This window comes from Eoetvoesiella sp., from assembly GCF_035555955.1.
In the GTDB taxonomy this organism is placed as follows: domain Bacteria; phylum Pseudomonadota; class Gammaproteobacteria; order Burkholderiales; family Burkholderiaceae_B; genus Eoetvoesia.
Window position 1 is genome coordinate 31,662 of sequence record NZ_DATMGA010000012.1, and the last position, 17,987, is coordinate 49,648.

Annotated in this window: 17 protein-coding genes; 6 read left to right on the forward strand and 11 right to left on the reverse strand. The window is 61.4% G+C overall.

The features are described 5' to 3' along the window. Positions 1 to 222: 222 nt before the first annotated feature. Positions 223 to 756 carry a MarR family winged helix-turn-helix transcriptional regulator gene (locus VNT00_RS02840; protein WP_414650872.1) on the forward strand — a complete coding sequence of 178 codons (534 nt, stop codon included), beginning with the start codon at positions 223 to 225 and terminating at the stop codon, positions 754 to 756. A 20-nt stretch (positions 757 to 776) separates the two neighbouring features. Here VNT00_RS02840 and VNT00_RS02845 read toward each other — a convergent pair whose 3' ends face one another. The 4 genes from VNT00_RS02845 to VNT00_RS02860 are packed head-to-tail and all read right to left on the reverse strand — an operon-like array spanning position 777 to position 5,219. Continuing rightward, the gene (locus VNT00_RS02845; protein WP_325584310.1) at positions 777 to 1,769 is read right to left on the reverse strand and encodes a pyridoxamine 5'-phosphate oxidase family protein; all 993 of its coding nucleotides are present in this window, start codon (positions 1,767 to 1,769) and stop codon (positions 777 to 779) included. Beyond that, positions 1,744 to 1,923 carry a hypothetical protein gene (locus VNT00_RS02850; RefSeq protein WP_325584312.1) on the reverse strand — a complete coding sequence of 60 codons (180 nt, stop codon included), beginning with the start codon at positions 1,921 to 1,923 and terminating at the stop codon, positions 1,744 to 1,746. Before VNT00_RS02850 ends, VNT00_RS02845 begins: the two co-directional genes overlap by 26 nt. Then, positions 1,920 to 3,074 carry a PepSY-associated TM helix domain-containing protein gene (locus tag VNT00_RS02855; RefSeq protein WP_325584314.1) on the reverse strand — a complete coding sequence of 385 codons (1,155 nt, stop codon included), beginning with the start codon at positions 3,072 to 3,074 and terminating at the stop codon, positions 1,920 to 1,922. The genes VNT00_RS02850 and VNT00_RS02855 overlap by 4 nt, the downstream gene beginning before the upstream one ends. Before the next feature lie 3 nt (positions 3,075 to 3,077). After that, positions 3,078 to 5,219, reverse strand: a complete 2,142-nt coding sequence (locus VNT00_RS02860; protein WP_325584316.1) for a TonB-dependent receptor — start codon at positions 5,217 to 5,219, stop codon at positions 3,078 to 3,080. Positions 5,220 to 5,627: 408 nt separating this feature from the next. On the opposite strand from VNT00_RS02860, the gene VNT00_RS02865 reads away from it, so the two are divergent. Continuing rightward, the gene (locus VNT00_RS02865; RefSeq protein WP_325584318.1) at positions 5,628 to 5,903 is read left to right on the forward strand and encodes a type II toxin-antitoxin system ParD family antitoxin; all 276 of its coding nucleotides are present in this window, start codon (positions 5,628 to 5,630) and stop codon (positions 5,901 to 5,903) included. Beyond that, complete coding sequence (locus tag VNT00_RS02870; RefSeq protein ID WP_325584320.1) at positions 5,900 to 6,211, forward strand: type II toxin-antitoxin system RelE/ParE family toxin; 312 nt, start codon at positions 5,900 to 5,902, stop codon at positions 6,209 to 6,211. The genes VNT00_RS02865 and VNT00_RS02870 overlap by 4 nt, the downstream gene beginning before the upstream one ends. A gap of 142 nt (positions 6,212 to 6,353) precedes the next feature. On the opposite strand, the gene VNT00_RS02875 is transcribed toward VNT00_RS02870, so the two are convergent. Then, entirely contained in the window at positions 6,354 to 7,229 is an 876-nt protein-coding gene (locus VNT00_RS02875; protein WP_325584322.1) for an EamA family transporter, read from the reverse strand. A 21-nt stretch (positions 7,230 to 7,250) separates the two neighbouring features. Beyond that, positions 7,251 to 8,138 (reverse strand): AEC family transporter, encoded by an 888-nt coding sequence (locus VNT00_RS02880; RefSeq protein ID WP_325584324.1) that lies wholly within the window; start codon positions 8,136 to 8,138, stop codon positions 7,251 to 7,253. A 238-nt stretch (positions 8,139 to 8,376) separates the two neighbouring features. Between VNT00_RS02880 and VNT00_RS02885 the strand changes: the two genes are divergently transcribed. The 3 genes from VNT00_RS02885 (at position 8,377) to VNT00_RS02895 (ending at position 12,583) form a co-directional block, all read left to right on the forward strand. Next, the gene (locus VNT00_RS02885; RefSeq protein ID WP_325584326.1) at positions 8,377 to 9,831 is read left to right on the forward strand and encodes a chloride channel protein; all 1,455 of its coding nucleotides are present in this window, start codon (positions 8,377 to 8,379) and stop codon (positions 9,829 to 9,831) included. Positions 9,832 to 10,105: 274 nt separating this feature from the next. Beyond that, positions 10,106 to 12,091 (forward strand): S8 family serine peptidase, encoded by a 1,986-nt coding sequence (locus VNT00_RS02890; protein ID WP_325584328.1) that lies wholly within the window; start codon positions 10,106 to 10,108, stop codon positions 12,089 to 12,091. A gap of 30 nt (positions 12,092 to 12,121) precedes the next feature. Then, complete coding sequence (locus tag VNT00_RS02895) at positions 12,122 to 12,583, forward strand: hypothetical protein (RefSeq protein WP_325584330.1); 462 nt, start codon at positions 12,122 to 12,124, stop codon at positions 12,581 to 12,583. A 52-nt stretch (positions 12,584 to 12,635) separates the two neighbouring features. On the opposite strand, the gene VNT00_RS02900 is transcribed toward VNT00_RS02895, so the two are convergent. The 5 genes from VNT00_RS02900 to VNT00_RS02920 all read right to left on the reverse strand — a co-directional run bounded on the left by VNT00_RS02900 (position 12,636) and on the right by VNT00_RS02920 (position 17,986). Continuing rightward, a complete protein-coding gene (locus VNT00_RS02900) occupies positions 12,636 to 13,883 on the reverse strand; it encodes a CynX/NimT family MFS transporter (RefSeq protein ID WP_325584332.1) in 1,248 nt (415 codons plus the stop codon). Positions 13,884 to 13,984: 101 nt separating this feature from the next. After that, on the reverse strand, positions 13,985 to 14,356 hold the full coding sequence (locus tag VNT00_RS02905; RefSeq protein WP_325584334.1) for a hypothetical protein: 372 nt from the start codon (positions 14,354 to 14,356) through the stop codon (positions 13,985 to 13,987). Between the two features lies 1 nt (position 14,357). Then, complete coding sequence (locus tag VNT00_RS02910; RefSeq protein ID WP_325584336.1) at positions 14,358 to 15,266, reverse strand: IclR family transcriptional regulator; 909 nt, start codon at positions 15,264 to 15,266, stop codon at positions 14,358 to 14,360. Positions 15,267 to 15,306: 40 nt separating this feature from the next. Continuing rightward, positions 15,307 to 16,215 carry a fumarylacetoacetate hydrolase family protein gene (locus VNT00_RS02915; RefSeq protein WP_325584338.1) on the reverse strand — a complete coding sequence of 303 codons (909 nt, stop codon included), beginning with the start codon at positions 16,213 to 16,215 and terminating at the stop codon, positions 15,307 to 15,309. A 37-nt stretch (positions 16,216 to 16,252) separates the two neighbouring features. Beyond that, positions 16,253 to 17,986: a hydantoinase B/oxoprolinase family protein gene (locus tag VNT00_RS02920; protein ID WP_325584340.1), complete on the reverse strand. Its 1,734-nt coding sequence runs from the start codon at positions 17,984 to 17,986 to the stop codon at positions 16,253 to 16,255. Between the last annotated feature and the right edge of the window lies 1 nt (position 17,987).

A 17,987-nucleotide genomic window follows, 5' to 3' on the forward strand; every position in this document is an offset into this window, starting at 1 on the left:
AATATCGCGCAAACAATCTTTTAATATTAGCTGTGTTTAAAAGCTATTAAACAGTATCAAATTGCTTTTTGCAATATCATTTTCCTAGGGAAAACAACTAGAATGCCCCGACACTGCTGGATCAAAAACCGCAGAAACAGGCGCTGAGAAGGCGTACGCGATGTACAATCGGCTTTTTCACGAAGGTATTGCCCAATGGCGTCCACGAACTCAAATCGCTCATTGACAATCACGCAGCCGTCATTTCTAGTCGACGGGTCAGACGCCGAGTTCCGCCTGCTCATTAACAAGCTGCTGTATTTTTCGGCGCGCTTGCTGGCAATCCGCGACGGTTTCGGGGCAATCATCGGTCTTACCGGCATACAGTATTCGATACTGATGTCGATCAAACAACTCTCGTCCGAAGACGAGGTCACCGTCAATCAACTGGCCGACCACCTGCATTTCAGCGGCTCATTCGTCACCGTTGAAACAGGCAAGCTGCAAAAGCGCGGCCTGATCAAAAAAAGCAGGCATATCCTCGATCGGCGCAAGATGGTGCTCAGCATCACCCCGGCGGGCCTTACGCTGCTGGAGGGGCTTACCGAGACCCAGCAAACCATCAACGACATCCTGTTCGACAAGCTCAACGCGCGCGACTCCACCCAGTTGCGCAAGCTGGTCAGCCAATTGGTAAGCAATTCTGATTCCGCCACGCTTGAACTAACGCACCTGGTCTCGAAGCTGAACATCCAGCAAGGCAATTCGCACCCGTAATATGCCTTGACCGCGGCCTGTCAGTAGAGATTCCGCTTGTAGTCGGACTCCAGGCTTTTGCGCATCAGGCCGGGAACGGCGACCAACCCCTTGGCGACGATTGCGCCCAGGCCGCCGGCCTTGTGCAGCCTTACGTGCGCGGCGAAGATGGCCGCCGGATCGATGTCGGCGGGAGGCGCTTGCCCAACCCAAGGGTTGGCGCGTGCCAAGGCGGCGCTTTCGCGCAGCGCGATGAATGGCGACGCAATGCTGCCCACGAGCTTGGGGGTTTTATCGCGCACGGTGAAGGGCTGCCTTGATTGCGGGTCGGCGCTGATGCCGGCCTCGCCCTGCGCGCAGGCTACCCGGGTGCATCCGGGCACAATGAACAATGCCGACGCTTGGGGCCGCGCCAGGATATTGCGGAAGCTATCCGTACGGCGGTTTCCCGGACGATCGGCGAAGCGAATGCCGCCTTCGAACGGCTGGGCCAGCAGGCCGGCCGGGTCGCCCTTGGGGCTAAGATCGGTATTCAGCCGGGCATCGGCGGTGGCCAGAGCCATGAAACGGCTGGATTGAAGAAAGTCGGTCACATCGGCGGCCGGCGGTGGTGCGGGCTGCCAGAAATCCGAGCGCAGCAAGGCCTTGGCGCAATGCAAATAGCATTCCTGCACGGTGACGACAATAGCGTCACCCTCCGCGCTCGCCACCCTGCCGTTTACGCGCAGGGTCTCGCCCATGCCGGGAATGAGGAACAGCAACCCCACGCCACGCCCCTGCCGCGCCTGCTCGGGGTCGTCCAGCGCGGCGAGCGGCAATCGGAGCTGTTTTTCGTCCAGCGCCAAGGCGAAACCCGGATCGCCGCCGACGATGGTCGCGTCGATGCACTGTTCATCGCTGAAACCGGCAAACGCCAGAGGCGATGCGCACAGCCAGCGGCGCGCATGGGCATCCAGATGATCGATGACCTTCAGGTCGATGGCCGCGGGCTTCGCGCCCGCCTGCGCCTCAAGCTCGGCTGTCGTCCGCAGCATGGTTGCGCACCCAGCCGTACCACACGGCAAGCACCACGGGAACCAGAAGCGCCAGCCACGAGACCGCATCGCCCAGGCCGTCGTACAGAAGGCCGGACAGCAATCCGACGGCGCTCAGCAAGCCGATCACAATGGGCCAGAACCAGACTTTCATTGCTGCAGTACTCCTGCTCGTTGAGCTTCTTCAGCCTCGGCATCGGCCAGGATTCCCTGCGCTTCGCGATGGCGCAAGTATTTCTTGGCCCACAGGTACAGGCCGCTGCCCAGGATAATGATGGTGAGGATGTCGAGCAGCGCCCAGACGATTTTCAGCGGCAAGCCGCCATAATCGCCAAAATGCAGCGGCTGCGACACGAACAGCGCCTTCACATACCAGGGCATTTCCCGGGTGTCGGTCAATGCGCCGGTTTGCGCATCCACCAGGACCGGACGCAACAGGCGGGCCGTCAGCGGCGTGTTGCCTTTCATGAAGGCCGTATAGTGATGCGGATCGGCAAATGCCGTGCCCGGGAAAGCGATCAGGCGCACGCCCATGTCGGGCGCGGTTTTTTCCGCCGTAATGTACGCGGCTTGCACCGAGCCGTTGTCTTTCATTGGCGGCGCATTCTTATAGGGCTTGACCATATCGGCCAGTTGGTCGCCTTGCCAGACAGCCAGCACAATGGGGTCGAGAGTGTTGATAATGCCCGTTGCTCCCACGACCGTCAGCCACACCACCGTGACGATGCCCAGCAGGTTATGCATGTCCAGCCATTTGACGCCGCGCCCCTTCTGCTTGCGCACCGTGCCGAAATCCTGCTTGCGCATGAATGGCTTGTAGACCACTACGCCCGAAATAACGGCAATGACCAGCAGCAGGCCCATAAGGCCAAGAAACAACTGCCCGGGCAATCCGGCGTACATGTCTTTGTGCAATTGAAGCATGACCGCCATGAAGCCCTGGTCGTTGGGCTGGTCCAGCACCTTCGCGGTGCGTGAATCGATGGCCACCGTCCAGAACTCGTCCGGCGGGGCATCGACCTTGCTGGCCATGGAAACGATCGTGATGTTCGGGTGTTCTTCCTCGTCCCAGAACATGTAGCGCACCACCTTGTTGGGCTGCGCCGCCAATGCGCTTTGAACGATCTTGTCCAGACTGACATTGGCCGTGCCTTCGGGCATGGGCGGCGCCTCGACCACACCGGAAAGCTGCTCGATTTCTTCGTGGAAAACCAGCGGCAGCCCGGTCAGGCAAAGCATCAGCAGGAAGATGGTGCAGACCAGGCTGGTCCACTTGTGGATGAATACCCAGGTGCGAAGATGCATTTTTTAGAAACCTATCGTCGCCGACAACATGACGATGCGGCCTGAACCAAGGAACAGATAGCCGTCGGACACGTTGTTTGCGGAGCTCGATGTCGCCCAGTAGGCCTTATCGAACAGATTTTCGACATTCAGACGCAGTGTAAGGTCTTTGCCGGCCACCTTGGTTTTATAGCGCGCGCCGGCATCGAAGGTGGTGACCGAAGGCAGCTTGTACTTGTTGCCTTGGTCGGCGTATTGCGAACCCGTGTAGACCACCCGCGCATTCAAGCCGAAGCCGGGAGTAAACACATTGTCCCAATCCACGCCCAGCGAGGCCTGCACATGCGGCACGCCCACGGCGTCATTGCCTTCGTTGACGCCGCCCGCCATTTCGTCGAGCTTGCCACGCATGAATGTTACGCCGCCCAGCAAGCGCACGTCTTTCGCCACTTCGCCGAAAGCGTTGATTTCCAGGCCGCGGTTCACCTGCATGCCGTTTTCGGTTAGCGAGTTATTGAATACCGTGGCGCTGGGCCGCTTGATCTGGTACAGGCTTACCGTGGTGGCAAAGTTGCCCCAGTCGTATTTGGCGCCGACTTCAAACTGTTTGGTTTTCATCGGCGGCAGGGAAGCCGCCGTCGTCACCGACGGAGGCGTGGCCGACGCGCCTTGGGACAGGCCCTCGATATAGTTGGCGTAAAGCGACAGGTTATCGATGGGTTTTACCACTACGCCCACCACTGGCGTAACAGCGGATTCTTCATATCCGGGGCCGTCCGGCGCATTCGTGGGCGTGGGAAAGTAGACGTAGTTCTGCTGCTTGACCGACTGATGGCGCGCGCCCAGGGTCAGTTGCACACGGTCTTCCATGAAGGACAGCGTGTCGGCCAGGGCATAGCTGGTCAGCGTTGCGGAGGTGTATCTACCCGTAGGATTCGCCATGCCATCCACATTATGGTAGTCGCTGGGCGGCGCGATAGGGTTGTACAGATTGTTGGGAATGGATGCATAGCCCCAGGGAAACACAAAGCCGATGTCGGTATCGGTGGTCATGCGCGAATAGCTGGCAGAAACCTTGTGCTTGACCGCGCCGGTTGCAAACTTTGCGGTCAGGCCGGTTTCAAAGCTGGTGGTCTCGGGCTTGAATATCTGCCAGGCCGGGGTCGAAGTGTAGTCGCCATTCATGCCTGTCAACGTTGCATTGCCGGCAACCGCATCCATTTTGTGCCTGCGATTGCCCAGGGCGGCATGCACGGTGATCTTGTCGGTGATGTCGTGCTCGATGCGCCCCACGACCGACGTGTCGTCCATGATGACACGGCCATAGCCCGGATAGTTCAGGCTGGTGTCGGACGGCGCGCTGGGCAGGCTGGCAAGCGTGGGGGATATTTGAAATTGGCGCACTTCGTTGTCGATCCGCTGCGACACATGCATGACGTCCAGCGACGCCCGAGTGCGTTCGCCGCGATAATCCAGCGCAACGGAAAATAACCCTTCCTTGTCCTTCTGGTCGTCGATCGTCGTGTTGCCGTTGCGGTATGCCCCATTGAAGCGGATGCCGAACTGGCCGCTGTCGCCGAAGCGGCGTCCCAGGTCGACGTGCGTGCCGAATTGCGAGTCGGACCAATAGCTGCCAGTCACACGCGCTATCGGTGTGTCGGTGGCGCGCTTGGGCACGATATTGATGGCGCCGGACACATTACCGCCCGGGGCCATGCCGCTGAGCAGTGCCGAAGGGCCTTTCAGGATTTCCACACTTTCGGCGATTTCCATTGGGATGCGATAGTACGGCAACACGCCATACAAGCCGTTGAACGCCACATCCTGGCTGCTGAAGCTCAAGCCTCGGATGGTGAAGTCTTCGTTGATGTTGGTGCGCCCGCTGCCCATGCGCACGGAGGGGTCGACGGACACCAGATCCGCCAGGGTGCGCGCCTGCTTGTCCTCGATCAGTTGCGAAGTGTAGCTGTTCAGGTTGAACGGGGTATCCATGAAATCGGAAGCGCCCAACATGCCCAAACCACCGCCCTGGGTGACTTGCCCTCCCGCATAAGGCGTTTGCGCCGGGGATTCCGCTATGCCGTGAACAGTCACGGCAGGCATGGTGGTCACCTCGCCCGAGGACTGTGTAGTCTGCGCATGGGCGCTTGCCAATGGCCACGCCATGCAAACGCACGCCGCGTGAAGGGCCACGGCAAGCGTGCTGGGGCGGGCGGAAAAGCGCTTTGCGCCTCGGTTATGTCCGAAGCGGGGGGAAGCATGCATGTTATTTGTCCCGATATCGATATGCCTCAACCTGGAGACAAGCATGCCTGCCTGCATCCAAGGTTGATTCTAATAATATAAATAGGAATGGTTCCTATTTATATATTACACGAAATTACATTCGCATCAAACAATCGTTTTGTTTCAAGAGCCCTTGCTGCATCACAGCGTAGTCACATAACCGCGATGGCATCGGAGTGCTGGCTTCTTGCTTACGAGCCTAATGGGGATTACGAATGCCGATACGCACCAGCTGCCGGGAGGTATTACAATGACAACCTATGCTATTTTTTGTCATTGGAGCGCCGCATGTCATTAAACGTATCGTTGCCCACAGAGATGGAAAATCGCGTCAGGGAACATGTCGCCTCCGGCATGTACGGCTCAGCCAGCGAGGTAATCCGTGAAGCGTTGCGTCTCTTTGAGGCTTATCAAGCAACGCGCGAGTCGAGCTTCTCAAAGCTCAAGGCCGATATAGCCCAAGGCCTGTCTGATATCGAAACAGGTCGGGTTGGCGATCTCGACATGGAGAGCATCAAACGGCAAGGCCGTGAAGCGTTGGCTGCACGCAATACCGCCAAATGAGCAGCTATCGGATTCAACGTACCGCCAGCGCAAACAACGATTTACTGGAGGCCTGGCTATACGTGGCCGAAGACAGCCTCGACGCCGCCGACCGGCTGCTCGACAGGATCGAAGCAGATACTCGCTCACTACTGGAACATCCTCGAATGGGAAGGGCACGAGACGAACTGGCGGCGGGCTTGCGCAATTGGCCCACTTCCACACCCTACATCGCGTTTTACTTCTTGCAAGGCACCGACATTATCATCGCCCGCGTCCTGCATCACTCGCGAGACATCCTAACGATCGACGCATGGCCCAACCGGTAAGCAGTATCCGCCACGATGCTAGTCCAATTGACTTTGGACAGCGCCCACCGCGGACAAGGTGATACGCAGAGCCAACCGCACCGCATTGACCGCAGCTTATGCGGCAACTCCAAAATGAACGGCGTTCGCTATAAAGGTTGACTCAGGGCATGCGCCGGCTGCTGGCCCATTGCACCAGCAGAATGCTCGCCAGCACCGCCACCAGTCCAACCATGGACATCCCCTTGATGCTTTGGCCAAGCAGCGCCCAGCCCAGCACCACCGCCGTCACGGGGCTGATCAGGTTCAACGACGAAACCGCCACCGGCGACAAGCGGGCTACGCCCCGGAACCACAGGAAATAGGCCAGCAAGGCTCCGCCCAGCGAAAGATAGGCATAGCCCGAGGCCTGGAGCAGCGTCACCGACCGCAGCGGCGGATCGAACAGCAGGGCGAAGGGCGCGATCATGAGGCCGGCGATGAACAACTGCCACCCGGTAAAGGCGAGCATGGGCAGGCTGGTGCTCCAGCGGCGCGTCAGGCAAGTGCCGAAGGACATGCTCAACGCGCCAGCCGCCGCGGCGGCCACGCCGATGGGATCCCACACCGAGCCGGGCGACAGCAGCAGCGCGCCCATGCCCACCACCCCCATTATGGCCGCCCAAAGCGCCAGCCGGGCCGGCTGTATGCGGTCGGCCGCCCATACGATGCCCATGATCAGCAAAGGCTGGATCGCCCCCACCACCGAAGCCAGGCCGCCCGGAAGGCGGTATGCCGCCACGAACAGCATGGCCTGGAAAAAACCCAGGTTCAGGGCGGCAAGGATCAGCATGCGGCCCCATTCCTTGCGCGGCGGAAACAGGCGGGTGTACAGAATAAGGATGAGTCCGGCGGGCACGATGCGCAGCACCGCGGCGGTGAACGGACGTCCGGGAGGCAGGATTTCGGTGGTGACGATATAGGTCGTGCCCCACAGCACCGGGCCTATCGACGTGATGAGCACGTCCCACCAAAGCGAGGTCTGCCTCGACGAAGACATATGTTTACCTTGAAAGCGAATCTAAATCCAGGCCAGCGTAGCCCACACCACCAGCGGTATTGTCAGCACCGAAAGCAGGTTCCCCAGCAGCACGACATTGGCGACGGTTCTGGGCTCCACGTTGTATTGTTCGCACAATAAATAATTGAGCACCGCCGGCGGCAGCATGGCCGACAGCACGACCAGGCGCGACCACTCGGGTGTGAGCGGCAGCAGCCACAAGACCAGGGGCAGGGTCACGGCGGCGGCCAGCAAATACAGCACATTGATGCGCAGGGCCGGCCACACCCCGGAGATGCGATCGCGCGACATGCGCACGCCCAGGCTGAACAGCATGAGGGGAATGGCGATCTGCCCCGCCAAATCAGCCGTGGTACGCACGAACGGCGGCAGATGGTCCCGGTACGGCGCAAGCAGCAAGCCCATCACGGCGGCCCATACATTGGGGTTGCGCAGCCACAGCCAGCGGCTGCTGCGGCGCGACAGCAGGAACAGCCCCAGCGAGAACTGCAGCACGTTCGACAGGACGAACAGCACGATGATGGCGCCCAGCTGGCTTTTGCCGTAGGCCAGCATCATCAGGGGAATGCCCACGTTGCCAGTGTTGCGGAACATGCCGGGCACCGTCAAGGCCGCGCGCGGCATCTTGCAAAACGGGCTGAGCAAGCCCAGCAGCAGGCCCGGAACCACGATGATCAGCACACCCGCCACGGCCAGCGGCCAGCTCTGGAGCAAGTCGACCGGATACTCGATCATGACCGACAGCACCAGCGCCGGGCAGAACACCATGACATTGGCATGGTTCACGAAGCTCATGTCGGGCTCGTAGCCCTGCCGGCGGCCAAACAGGAACCCGATGCCCGCCATGGCGACGACGGGCAGAACAATGTTCAAAAGGGTAAGCAGCATGGCGGCGGTATTTGTTCCGGAAAGGCGAAGCGAAAAGTGTACAGCAGGGAATGAACTCGAACCCAGCTACACGACCAAAGCCAACCAGGACACCAGCTGCTTATTCCATAGACTTGTGGCAAGCCAAGACGCATGGACGGCATAATACGCATGCCACATAGACTTTCCCGGAAGGAGCAGGCAAGGAACTGCTTTAACAAAGGATAAAATAACCAACTTCCAACAACAGGAATTGCAAATGAGTCATTGGCCAAGAATCTTGCGCCGAATCTGGACGATGCTCCATCATGGCTCGCGGCGCAAGGCTCGGCAGTTGCATCGCATGTCGCACAGAACGCTTCAATTCAGCCTGCTGCTGGCTGGCGCGGCGATGGTTTCGTTCATGTCGCTGGGTTTTGCCCGCATGGTCGATCTGGCGCTACATTGGAACGCGACATGGATAGCCCGGGTGCCTTGGGCCATCTGGATCGCATTGCCGCTGGGAATGGTCTGCCTGCGCTGGGCCACCCTGCGCTTTGCGCCCAACGCGGCAGGCAGCGGCATTCCGCAAGTCATCGCCTCCTTGTCATTGCCAGCCAGCTCGGGACGGCTCAAACTGGTTACCCTGTACGAATCGATGTGGAAGGTACCCCTGACATTCCTGGGGTTGGTACTGGGCGCGTCCATCGGGCGCGAAGGGCCATCGGTTCAGGTCGGTGCGGCACTGATGCTGGCGTGGGGCCGGTTGTGCAAAAAAATGGGCGTGCCGTTGACAGGTGTCCAGACGAACGAGCTGATCGCCACAGGCGCGGCTGGCGGCTTGGCGGCAGCCTTCAACGCGCCGCTTGCCGGCGTAGTGTTCGCCATAGAAGAACTGGGCCGGGGCACCGCGCTTCGTTGGCAGCGCCTAGTGCTGCTGGGTGTACTGGCCGCCGGTTTTATCGTGGTAGTGTTTGCCGGGAACAACCCATATTTCGGCACGTTCACAGGGCATGCGCTAGAGCACAATATGGCGGGCTGGGTCTTGCTGTGCGGATTGGTTTGCGGCATTGGCGGCGGAATATTTTCCTGGCTGCTCAGCAAGGGCGCCGCCGCATTCGCACCCGCGCGCTGGCGCGACTGGCTATGCCGGCGCCCCCTTCATTTGGCATTTTTCATGGGCCTGATTCTGGCGGCGCTGGGGTTGCTGACCCACTATACGGTTTTCGGCACCGGCTACGAGGTGGCGTCTTCCGCGATGGCCGGGCACTCGCTGGAATCGCCCAGCTTCGGCCCGGCAAAGCTACTGGCAACCGTGGTCTCCTACTGGGCGGGCATTCCAGGCGGGATATTCACCCCGGCGCTGACCGCAGGAGCCGGCTTTGGCGTTGAACTGTACCGCTGGACGGGCGCGCTGGCCGATCAACGTGTACTGGTGCTGCTGTGCATGGCGTCATTCCTTGCCGCTGCCACCCAATCCCCACTGACAGCCAGCGTCATCGTCATGGAAATGACTGGCAGCCAGCCAATGCTCGTGTGGCTGCTGATCGCTTCGCTGTGCGCTTCGCTCGTCTCGAGGCTGTTTTCACCGCAGCCGTTCTATCATTATTCGGCCGGGCGTTTTCGCCAGCAGGTGCGTGAAAGCGATATTGCTCTGGCCAAGACCGCGTCGGCCGCCTCCCCCAAAATCCCCCCCTCGGGCGTTGAAGGCAAACTGGTCGACTCTGGGCCGTAACCAGAATTCAACCTCTTTGAGCGTGATCTCCCCCCACCCTCTATGGCTGGTTCCCCGCCAGACTCACCGGGCAGAAACGCGGCGCTATCGCGAGCCCGACGTCCACGGCTCCCTTACATCATTAATAATTCTATTTATTTCTTATTGATTTAAATTGTTTCCCGTATAATTCCCTGCAGAAATAAGCGCCGGAAGCCCTTAGCCGGAATCCCATGCAACCAGACCTTCCATGAAAGCGCCTGCCATGGAACGACCTATCAGCCCCCGACGACCCATGAACATAAAAAAACTGCGTTTTTGCCTGTTGCCCCTGATCGCTTCGGTCCTGGCCGCGTGCAACAGCGGATCCGGCGGCGGGCAGGCCGACCTGGCCTGCGCGGAAACAGGCCCCTATGCCTGCCAGACCGGGGACACCGAACCGCTGTATACCTTCCAGTGGGCGCTGAACTATGCGGCCAGCTACTTCAAGGACTTTCCCGATGTTTTCGGCGGCGGCCTGGATCTGAACGTAGAACCGGTGCACCGGATGGGCATCAAGGGCCAGGGAGTCAATGTCCTGGTGCTGGACACCGGAACCGATCTGCACAATGAAGACCTCGCGCCCAATGCCGACTACAGCATGTCCTGGAATTTCGTGACGCAGCAGGACGACCCCTATCCGGACCTGAACGCCAACAGCCCGGCCCACGGCACGGTCGTCGCCGGCATCATCGCCGCGGCCCAGAACGGCAAGGGGGTCATGGGCATTGCCCCGCGGGCCACGATAGGCGGCGCGAACTACCTTAGCGGCCAAAGCCAGGTGTTCGCCGCCTATGGCGGGGCGCCGTGGTCCGGCAAGGCGGACGTCTTCAATGCCTCCTTCGGCGGAGACACCGTCGCAACACCCTACGAATCCGACATCGACAACGACACCACGACCGCGCTCCGGGGCATCAAGAACCTGCGCAACGGCAAGGGCGCCATCTTCGTCAAGGCGGCCGGCAATTCCTTCAACCCCGGCCTGTGCGGAAGAACGGCCGCCTATTTCGACTGCACCAACCCAGCCAACGACGTCTCGGTGCTGGAGTCCAACGTCATCACCGTCGCCGCGCTGAATGCCAAGGGATCGGCCAGCAGCTACAGCAGCGCGGGCTCCGTGGTCTGGGTGACCGGACTGGGCGGGGAATACGGCGGCGCGGGCAACTACGGCGAAGGCAGCCAGAACGGCGATGGCCCGACCATCTTCAGCACGGACCTGCGCGGCTGCATCTACGGGTTCAGCTACACGGGCGCGGAAACGCCCTTCCTGCGCGGGCAAACCGTGCGCAACGGCCGGCCCGACAACCCCGATTGCGACTACACCTACATGAATGGCACATCGGCGGCCACCCCTACCATTGCCGGCGTGGTCGCGCTGATGCTCGACGCCAATCCGGCGCTGACCTGGCGGGACGTGCGCGATATTCTACGGATATCGTCGCGCAAGGTGGACGCCGACTATCTCCAGCACATTCCCAGAAAAGGCGACAAGCCCTATGGCTCTCTGGAAGACCTGGCCACCAACCAGCCCACCGGCCAAATGGGAAGCGCCGCCGACATCCACGATGGCGCCGTGGCATTCCCAATGGACCTGGGCTGGCAGAAGAACGCCGCCGGATACGAGTACTCGAACTGGTACGGCTTTGGCGTGCCGGACACCGAAAAAGCCGTGGAACTGGCGCGGCAATACAAGAGCAACCCCAGTCTGAGCCGGGCCAAGGATGTCCAGATTCCCGATTTCAGCGAAGTGGCTTATTGGCAACTGGATCCATTGTCTGGCACGGAAACCTCGGAATACGCCGGCGCCAACATCCGCATAGGGGCATTCCCCTACCAGCGCGTCACGTCCCTGGGCACGTTCAAGGCGGGTACGCAAATCGTGGATCAATTGCAGGTTCGGCTGTCGGGCGAAGATGTCTGCCTGGGCTCGCTGGGCATTGCCGCAAAATCGCCCTCGGGCACGGTTTCCTTGCTGAAGCTGCCCAACGACCACTTCAAGGCCAACGGGATCGACAGCTTCAATGCCTACACGCTGGGAAGTTTCGCGTTCTACGGCGAGCAGGCCCAGGGCGACTGGGAGCTGTTCGCCATAGCCGCCAATCCGGACACGCAGATCGAAGTGGTCGAAATCATCGATAATCAGGTTCGTACCCGTCTATCTACCGAATGCCCTTCCACGGACGGCAGCGGCGGGCCCATCGACTTCAAGCTGCTTACCGAAGCGCGAATCATTGCACAATAGACCGTGCCATCGTTTTTCCAGGATCACTCCATGACAAAAAGCTTTCGACATGTTCTCGGTCTTCTTGGCGTTTCGCTGGCGCTGGCCAGCCATGCCGCGTTCGCACTGACCCCGGGACAAAAGCTGTCCGAGGCGCAGATCGCGCAATTGGGCGATCTGCAGGTGTACGACATCGGCGGCACCAAGGTCAGGGTCATTCCCTCGCAGCAGTCCGGCCAGCAGGAAACCTTGCTGGTCAACGCCCAGGGCGTCGTGGGCAGCAGCCGCAACGAAGTCACGATTTCACAGGCGTCGGAGAGCAGCGTCCAGGCCAAGCTGCAGCAGTTGACGCCTCAGCCGGCGTCGGTGCAGCATTACGAACCGACCGGCATCACCGTCTTGCGGTATGCCGAGTTTGGCCAGGCCGTCGAAGGCCTGCGCGCGCTCAAGGCGGCGCTGCCCGGCGCCAAGGTACGGCTGGGGGTGCGATTCAGCACGCCGGTTCCCAACTAAGCGCTCGCAGCCGATCCATGCCTCGAGACTGACCGAACAGGTGCGGGAAAGCCTATTCCGTTTCGATGTGCATGGCGCGGCTGGCCAGCAGCCCCGACCAGATGGCACCGCCGATCAGCAGGCAGAAAAACACAGCCACGGCGTTCCAGTTGCCCGTATGGTCGTGCAGGAAACCGACGGCCAGCGGCGCCATGGCGGCCAGCGTGTAGCCCACGCCTTGCGCCATTCCGGATAACGAAGCCGCTATCTGCGGGTTGGGCGAACGCAATACCAGCAGCGCCATCGCAATGCTGAACATGCCGCCGAACCCCAGGCCGAAAACGGTCGACCACACATACACGGCCGAAATACTCCCGTACAGCATGCCCATCAGGCCAACCAGGACGAGCACCATCATCGCCAGCGTGGCGAGGCGCTGGTCGCGCCCCCGGGTCGCCAGCCAGGGGCCAGCCAGCGACGTGGAAAGCTGCACCGTCATCAGCGACGCCAGGACGAAGCCGGCCTTTACCGGAGTGAGCCCGCGATCGATGAGAATCAGCGGCAGCCAGCCGAATATGCAATAGGCAATGGCGCCCTGCGCCCCCATGAACAAGGTAACCTGCCAGGCCAGCCAGCTGCGGCGCAGCTTGGGCGCCGCAGCGCGGACGCGGCCTCGCGGATGCTCGCCCGAACCCGCTTGCGGCCACCAGACCACGATGGCGGCGGTGGCCGGAATCAGCCAGAACGCCAGCGCCCAGCGCCAGTCGCTGCCGGGAATCTGCTCCAGCGGCACCGTCACGCCGGCGGCGATGGCCGCGCCCAGCGCCAGGGCCGTGGTGTAGACGCCCATCATCATTCCCGCCTGCTGCGGGAAATGCTGCTTGATGATGCTGGGCAGCAGCACCATGACGACGCTTATGCTGAAACCCACCACCAACGTTCCGGCAAACAGCCCGAACACGCCCAGGGTGCTGCGCAGGCCGATGCCCGCAACCAGCACCAGCAAGTTCACCAGCAACAGGCGCTCGGCCGATTGAAAGCGCAGCAGACTGGGAGCCAAAGGCGCAAAAGCGCCAAAGCACAGGATGGGCAGGGTCAGCAAGGTTCCCAGGGCCAACGCGGACAAGCCCAGGCTTTCGCGCAGCGAATCGATCAACGGGCCCACGCTGATCAGCGCCGGCCGCAGATTCATGCCCACGAACACAATCGCGAACATCAGCATCAGCTTCGATGTCGCCGAGGGCTTACGGAGAGAAGAATCGTGCGAAGAAGACGATGGCTGGGCTTCGAGCGGCTGCGGTTCGGGTGAGTTTGTCTGCATGTAATTATTGAGCGTCTGCTAATAGCCGCAGTGTGCCATAAATCCTCACGCACGGCCCTACCCTGTCAACAAGGGCCGGGCAGGCGCCACGATGGCAGACCTTAGAATCCCGGGGCGGCCTGCATGTTTTGCAGAAGATCGATGATGTCCGCCTTAAGCCGGTCCAGCAACGGCGCCGGCAAAGCGTCCGAGGCGCCGAGGGCGCGCAGCCAGGCGATCAGCCCCTCGTCGCCGGGGTCGGCGATGCGCCGGCTGACCGCATCGTGCAGGGCTGAGACGCCTTCGCCCTGGTATTTGTCGGCCAGGTAATCCAGCATGTCCGCTTCAAGGACCTTGGGGCTCATGGAAAACATGCCGCCGCCGCAGCACCGGCACGACATGCCGTGCTGCATGGTCTTGCCCGCCGCGTTCCAGAGCGTCAGGATGAGCCTATCCTGATTTTCCAGGCCAGGAGATTCGGACGGGCGAACCATGCTATGGCTTCCCGCTTTCCTGCCGCACCTGCGCCAAGCCTTCCAGCCGGCCTTGCAGCTCGCGGACCCTGCGCTGGGCGGCCGGCGATGCGAGTTCATCGTCTGCAATGTCGAAACCGATCTCCTTCTGCAGGAGATCGCGCGCGGCCTGCAATTGCTCGGCTATCCGCGCCTTCTGGCTGTCTCCGGAACGGCCCCTGGGCAAAATGGCGACAATGGAGCAAAGCGGATCGCCCGCTTTCCTGAGAATGGGCACGACCGCCACCGTGGCGGGAATAATGGCGTCCCTGGTCCAGTAGATTTCGCTGTTGCGTATGGCCTGCGACATCTCCGCGATTTCCTGGACGGTGGGAAAGTCCAGCCCGTCGGCCTTGGCGTCGGCGCGCTCCTTGCGTAACAGCCGGGCCGTTTCCGACGCGGGCAAATGGGCAAGAAATACCCGGCCCGTTGCCGAGTGGATCAAGGGAAGAGCGGTGCCGACCCGGAGCACGGTTGGCAGGTAGGCGCCGATTTCCAGGCGCACCAGGGTCGGCCCCAGCTCCGTCCACACGTACAAGCCCACAGAGCACCCTGTATTGGCAGCCAGGGCGCTGACGACTTCCTGGGCGCTGCCGATGGCGTCGTGCCGGTTCAACGCCGCCAGGCCGATGCGCAGCGCCGTCGGGCCCAGATCGTACATGCCGCTGGAGATGGACTGCTTGACGACGCCATAGCGCACCAGTGTGACGAGATAGCGGTGCAGCTTGCTGGGAATGAGCCCCGTCCTTCGGGACAATTCGCTGAGCCCGATGGCGCTGCCTTCCTGGGTGATGATGCCAAGCACATCCAGCGCCGTCTCGACGGTCTGGATTCCGACCGGCTGCCCGCTGTTGCGCTTGGGGCGTCCGCGTGCGACTGCAGAACTGATCATGGATAGAGTATTTATAGTAGGAGGGTCTGCTAGATTAGTGTCACCCGACGCGATTGACAAGTTCACCCAGCTCTCCGATCTGTATTTTGACCACGTCGCCCTGATTCAGGAACTCCCCGCTTTCCGCCCCCGTTCCGGCCGGCGTGCCGGTCATGATGACGTCGCCCGGGTATAGCGTTAGCCGGCTCGATAACTGCACAAGCTGTTCCGCCGCGGTGAAGATCATGTTCCGGGTGGTGGAATCCTGCCTCAATGTATCGTTGACCCACAGCTTGATGGGCAGGGACTGGATGTCGTCGACATCGTCCAACGGGGTCAGCCAGGGCCCTAGCGGGCACGACCCGTCAAAGCTCTTCTGGCCTATCCAGTCGTACTTGAAGGGCGAGCGGATATCCAGCTGTTCCCTTTGCAGGTAATCGCGGGCGGAAAAATCGTTGCCGATGGTGACGGCGGCGACGCAGTCCAGGGCGTTGTCCAGGGTCAGATGGCGGGCACGCACCCCCACGACCAGGGCAAGCTCGGCCTCCCAGTCCAGCTTGCTCGACTCCACGACGATCTCGGCCCCGGTTCCCACCACGCTGGCCGGCGACTTGATGAAATGCCAGGGCGTCAGCCCCACATCGTGCGGATCGGGCTCGGGCTTCAGGCCCAGCATGCGCTCCATGCTTTGAACATGGTCTTTATAGTTGGCCCCCGCGCAATAGATCGCCGGCGGGCGCGGAACCGGCGCGGCAAGCTTCACGCCGGACAACGCAAGCCCGCCGCTCGGCGCCGACTTGGCGAACGCCGCCAGCTTGGGGCGGGCGGTCTCCCAATGCTCGAGCGCGTCGAGCATGGAATACGGGCGGCTGCCGCCCAGGACCGTTGAAAGCTCGAATACGTTTCCATCCACCAGCACGCCCGCGGCGATCCCGCCGTCCGTGTAATAGCTCAGTAACTTATACGACATGAATACGCTCCTCTCCAATCGTGTTCAAATATTGGCGTCATACCGGCAATTCGGCATCGCCATGGGCGCGAACTTCACCCGTGCCGGGATCGATCTCGACGCCGTAGTCGCGCCGCGCCGACTCGATGCTGATGTAGCCCTGCGCAACGTCGTAAGCCACTTTTTCCGCCGGACGCTGGCGCGGGTCGCCGTACCCGCCCCCCCCGCCCGAGCGCAGTCTCAGCGCATCGCCTTTTTTCAAGCGGCGACGGGCAAGCTTGGCGTTGGGCAAGGCTTCTTCCCAGACCCCATCGACACGCACGCCCACCGAATTGCCGTCGGCCTGCATGCCCCCGTTCAGTCCCCAGGGCTTGCACTGCGCGCGTTCTATCGAAGTGTCGAACGAGAACGGCGCAAGCGCCTGGACGACCAGGTCGGCGCCCAGGCCGCCACGGTGCTGGCCGGGGCCGCCGCTGTCCTGGCGCAGCGCATAGCGCTCGATCAATATGGGGTATTTGGACTCGATCTGCTCGACGGGGCTGTTATGCGTATCACCATCGTTGATGCAGACCGTCACGGAAACCCCGTCTTCCGTGGATTTCGCCCCCCAGCCGCCGCCCAACGGCCCGATGCTGGCGATATAGAAGCGCCCGTCCTTGGGGGAAAAGCCGTGCAGGGTCGCCACGACGAGGTCGGCATGGTGCCCGGCAATGACGTGGTCGGGCAAGGCCGGCGCCAGCGCCTTGAAGATGGTGTCGATCACCGTCATGGGAAACGTCATCCACCAGCGCATCGGCGCCGGGCGCGTCGCACTAACGATGCTGCCTTCCGGCACGATCACGTTCAAGGAGCGGAAGCTGCCGTCGTTGACCGGATACCACTCGGGTGTCGTCAGGCACTTGTAGGCGACCTGGGCGCAGGCAATGCCCGTCGTGACGCCCGAGTTGTAGAAACCGCTGACCTGGCGGCTGACCTCGGACAGGTCGATCGTGACCTGTCCGGCCTGCACGACTACCTTTACCCGTATCGGCACCGGCACGCCCAGGTTGACGCCATCGTCGTCCATGAACGATTCGGCCTCGTAGACGCCGTCGGGGATCTTGCCGGCATTGGCGCGCGCGGCGGCATCCGTGTGATCCATGATGGTGGCGATGGAGGCCAGCACCTCGTCCTTGCCGTAGCGGTCGAGCAATTCCAGAAAGCGCCGCTCGCCCGTGGTGACGGCCGTTATCTGGGCGCGCAGGTCGCCCATGGCAAGATCCGGCAGGCGCACATTGAGGGCGATGATGTCCAGCAGGTCCTGGTTGACCACGCCCGCGCTCTGGTACTTGAGAATGGGTATTTGCAGCCCCTCGGAATAAATGTCCGTGGTTACCTGCCCTATCGTTCCGCCCACGTCCAGCCAGTGCGCCATGCAGCAGGTGAACCCCTGGATTTCGCCTTCGTAGAATATGGGCAGGGTGAACGTGACGTGGTTGAGGTGGCTGCCCGTGATGTACGCGTCGTTGGTGACGATGATGTCCCCGGGATGGATGTTCTCCAGCCCGAAGTGGCGGATCTTGGCCTTGATGGTCTCCGACATCCCCCGGATGAACATGGGCAGGCCCAGCCCGATCGAAACGGTTTCGCCCTGCGCGGTGAACAGCCCCACGGTGAAGTCCAGGGCTTCGTAGATGATCATGTTGTACGCCGTGCGCATCAGGTTGGTCTTCATTTCCTCTGTGACGGCCAGCACCCCGTTGCGCACCAGTTCAACCGTGATGGGATCCACATTATGTTTTACCGCACTCATC

Coding starts and splice junctions, on each gene's coding strand:
- VNT00_RS02845 (WP_325584310.1), bottom strand. CDS start 1,769: ATGCTGCGGACGACAGCCGAGCTTGAGGCGCAGGCGGGCGCGAAGCCC.
- VNT00_RS02890 (WP_325584328.1), top strand. CDS start 10,106: ATGAACATAAAAAAACTGCGTTTTTGCCTGTTGCCCCTGATCGCTTCG.
- VNT00_RS02880 (WP_325584324.1), bottom strand. CDS start 8,138: ATGCTGCTTACCCTTTTGAACATTGTTCTGCCCGTCGTCGCCATGGCG.
- VNT00_RS02915 (WP_325584338.1), bottom strand. CDS start 16,215: ATGTCGTATAAGTTACTGAGCTATTACACGGACGGCGGGATCGCCGCG.
- VNT00_RS02910 (WP_325584336.1), bottom strand. CDS start 15,266: ATGATCAGTTCTGCAGTCGCACGCGGACGCCCCAAGCGCAACAGCGGG.
- VNT00_RS02860 (WP_325584316.1), bottom strand. CDS start 5,219: ATGGCGTGGCCATTGGCAAGCGCCCATGCGCAGACTACACAGTCCTCG.
- VNT00_RS02865 (WP_325584318.1), top strand. CDS start 5,628: ATGTCATTAAACGTATCGTTGCCCACAGAGATGGAAAATCGCGTCAGG.
- VNT00_RS02870 (WP_325584320.1), top strand. CDS start 5,900: ATGAGCAGCTATCGGATTCAACGTACCGCCAGCGCAAACAACGATTTA.
- VNT00_RS02855 (WP_325584314.1), bottom strand. CDS start 3,074: ATGCATCTTCGCACCTGGGTATTCATCCACAAGTGGACCAGCCTGGTC.
- VNT00_RS02875 (WP_325584322.1), bottom strand. CDS start 7,229: ATGTCTTCGTCGAGGCAGACCTCGCTTTGGTGGGACGTGCTCATCACG.
- VNT00_RS02850 (WP_325584312.1), bottom strand. CDS start 1,923: ATGAAAGTCTGGTTCTGGCCCATTGTGATCGGCTTGCTGAGCGCCGTC.
- VNT00_RS02900 (WP_325584332.1), bottom strand. CDS start 13,883: ATGCAGACAAACTCACCCGAACCGCAGCCGCTCGAAGCCCAGCCATCG.
- VNT00_RS02895 (WP_325584330.1), top strand. CDS start 12,122: ATGACAAAAAGCTTTCGACATGTTCTCGGTCTTCTTGGCGTTTCGCTG.
- VNT00_RS02885 (WP_325584326.1), top strand. CDS start 8,377: ATGAGTCATTGGCCAAGAATCTTGCGCCGAATCTGGACGATGCTCCAT.
- VNT00_RS02920 (WP_325584340.1), bottom strand. CDS start 17,986: ATGAGTGCGGTAAAACATAATGTGGATCCCATCACGGTTGAACTGGTG.
- VNT00_RS02905 (WP_325584334.1), bottom strand. CDS start 14,356: ATGGTTCGCCCGTCCGAATCTCCTGGCCTGGAAAATCAGGATAGGCTC.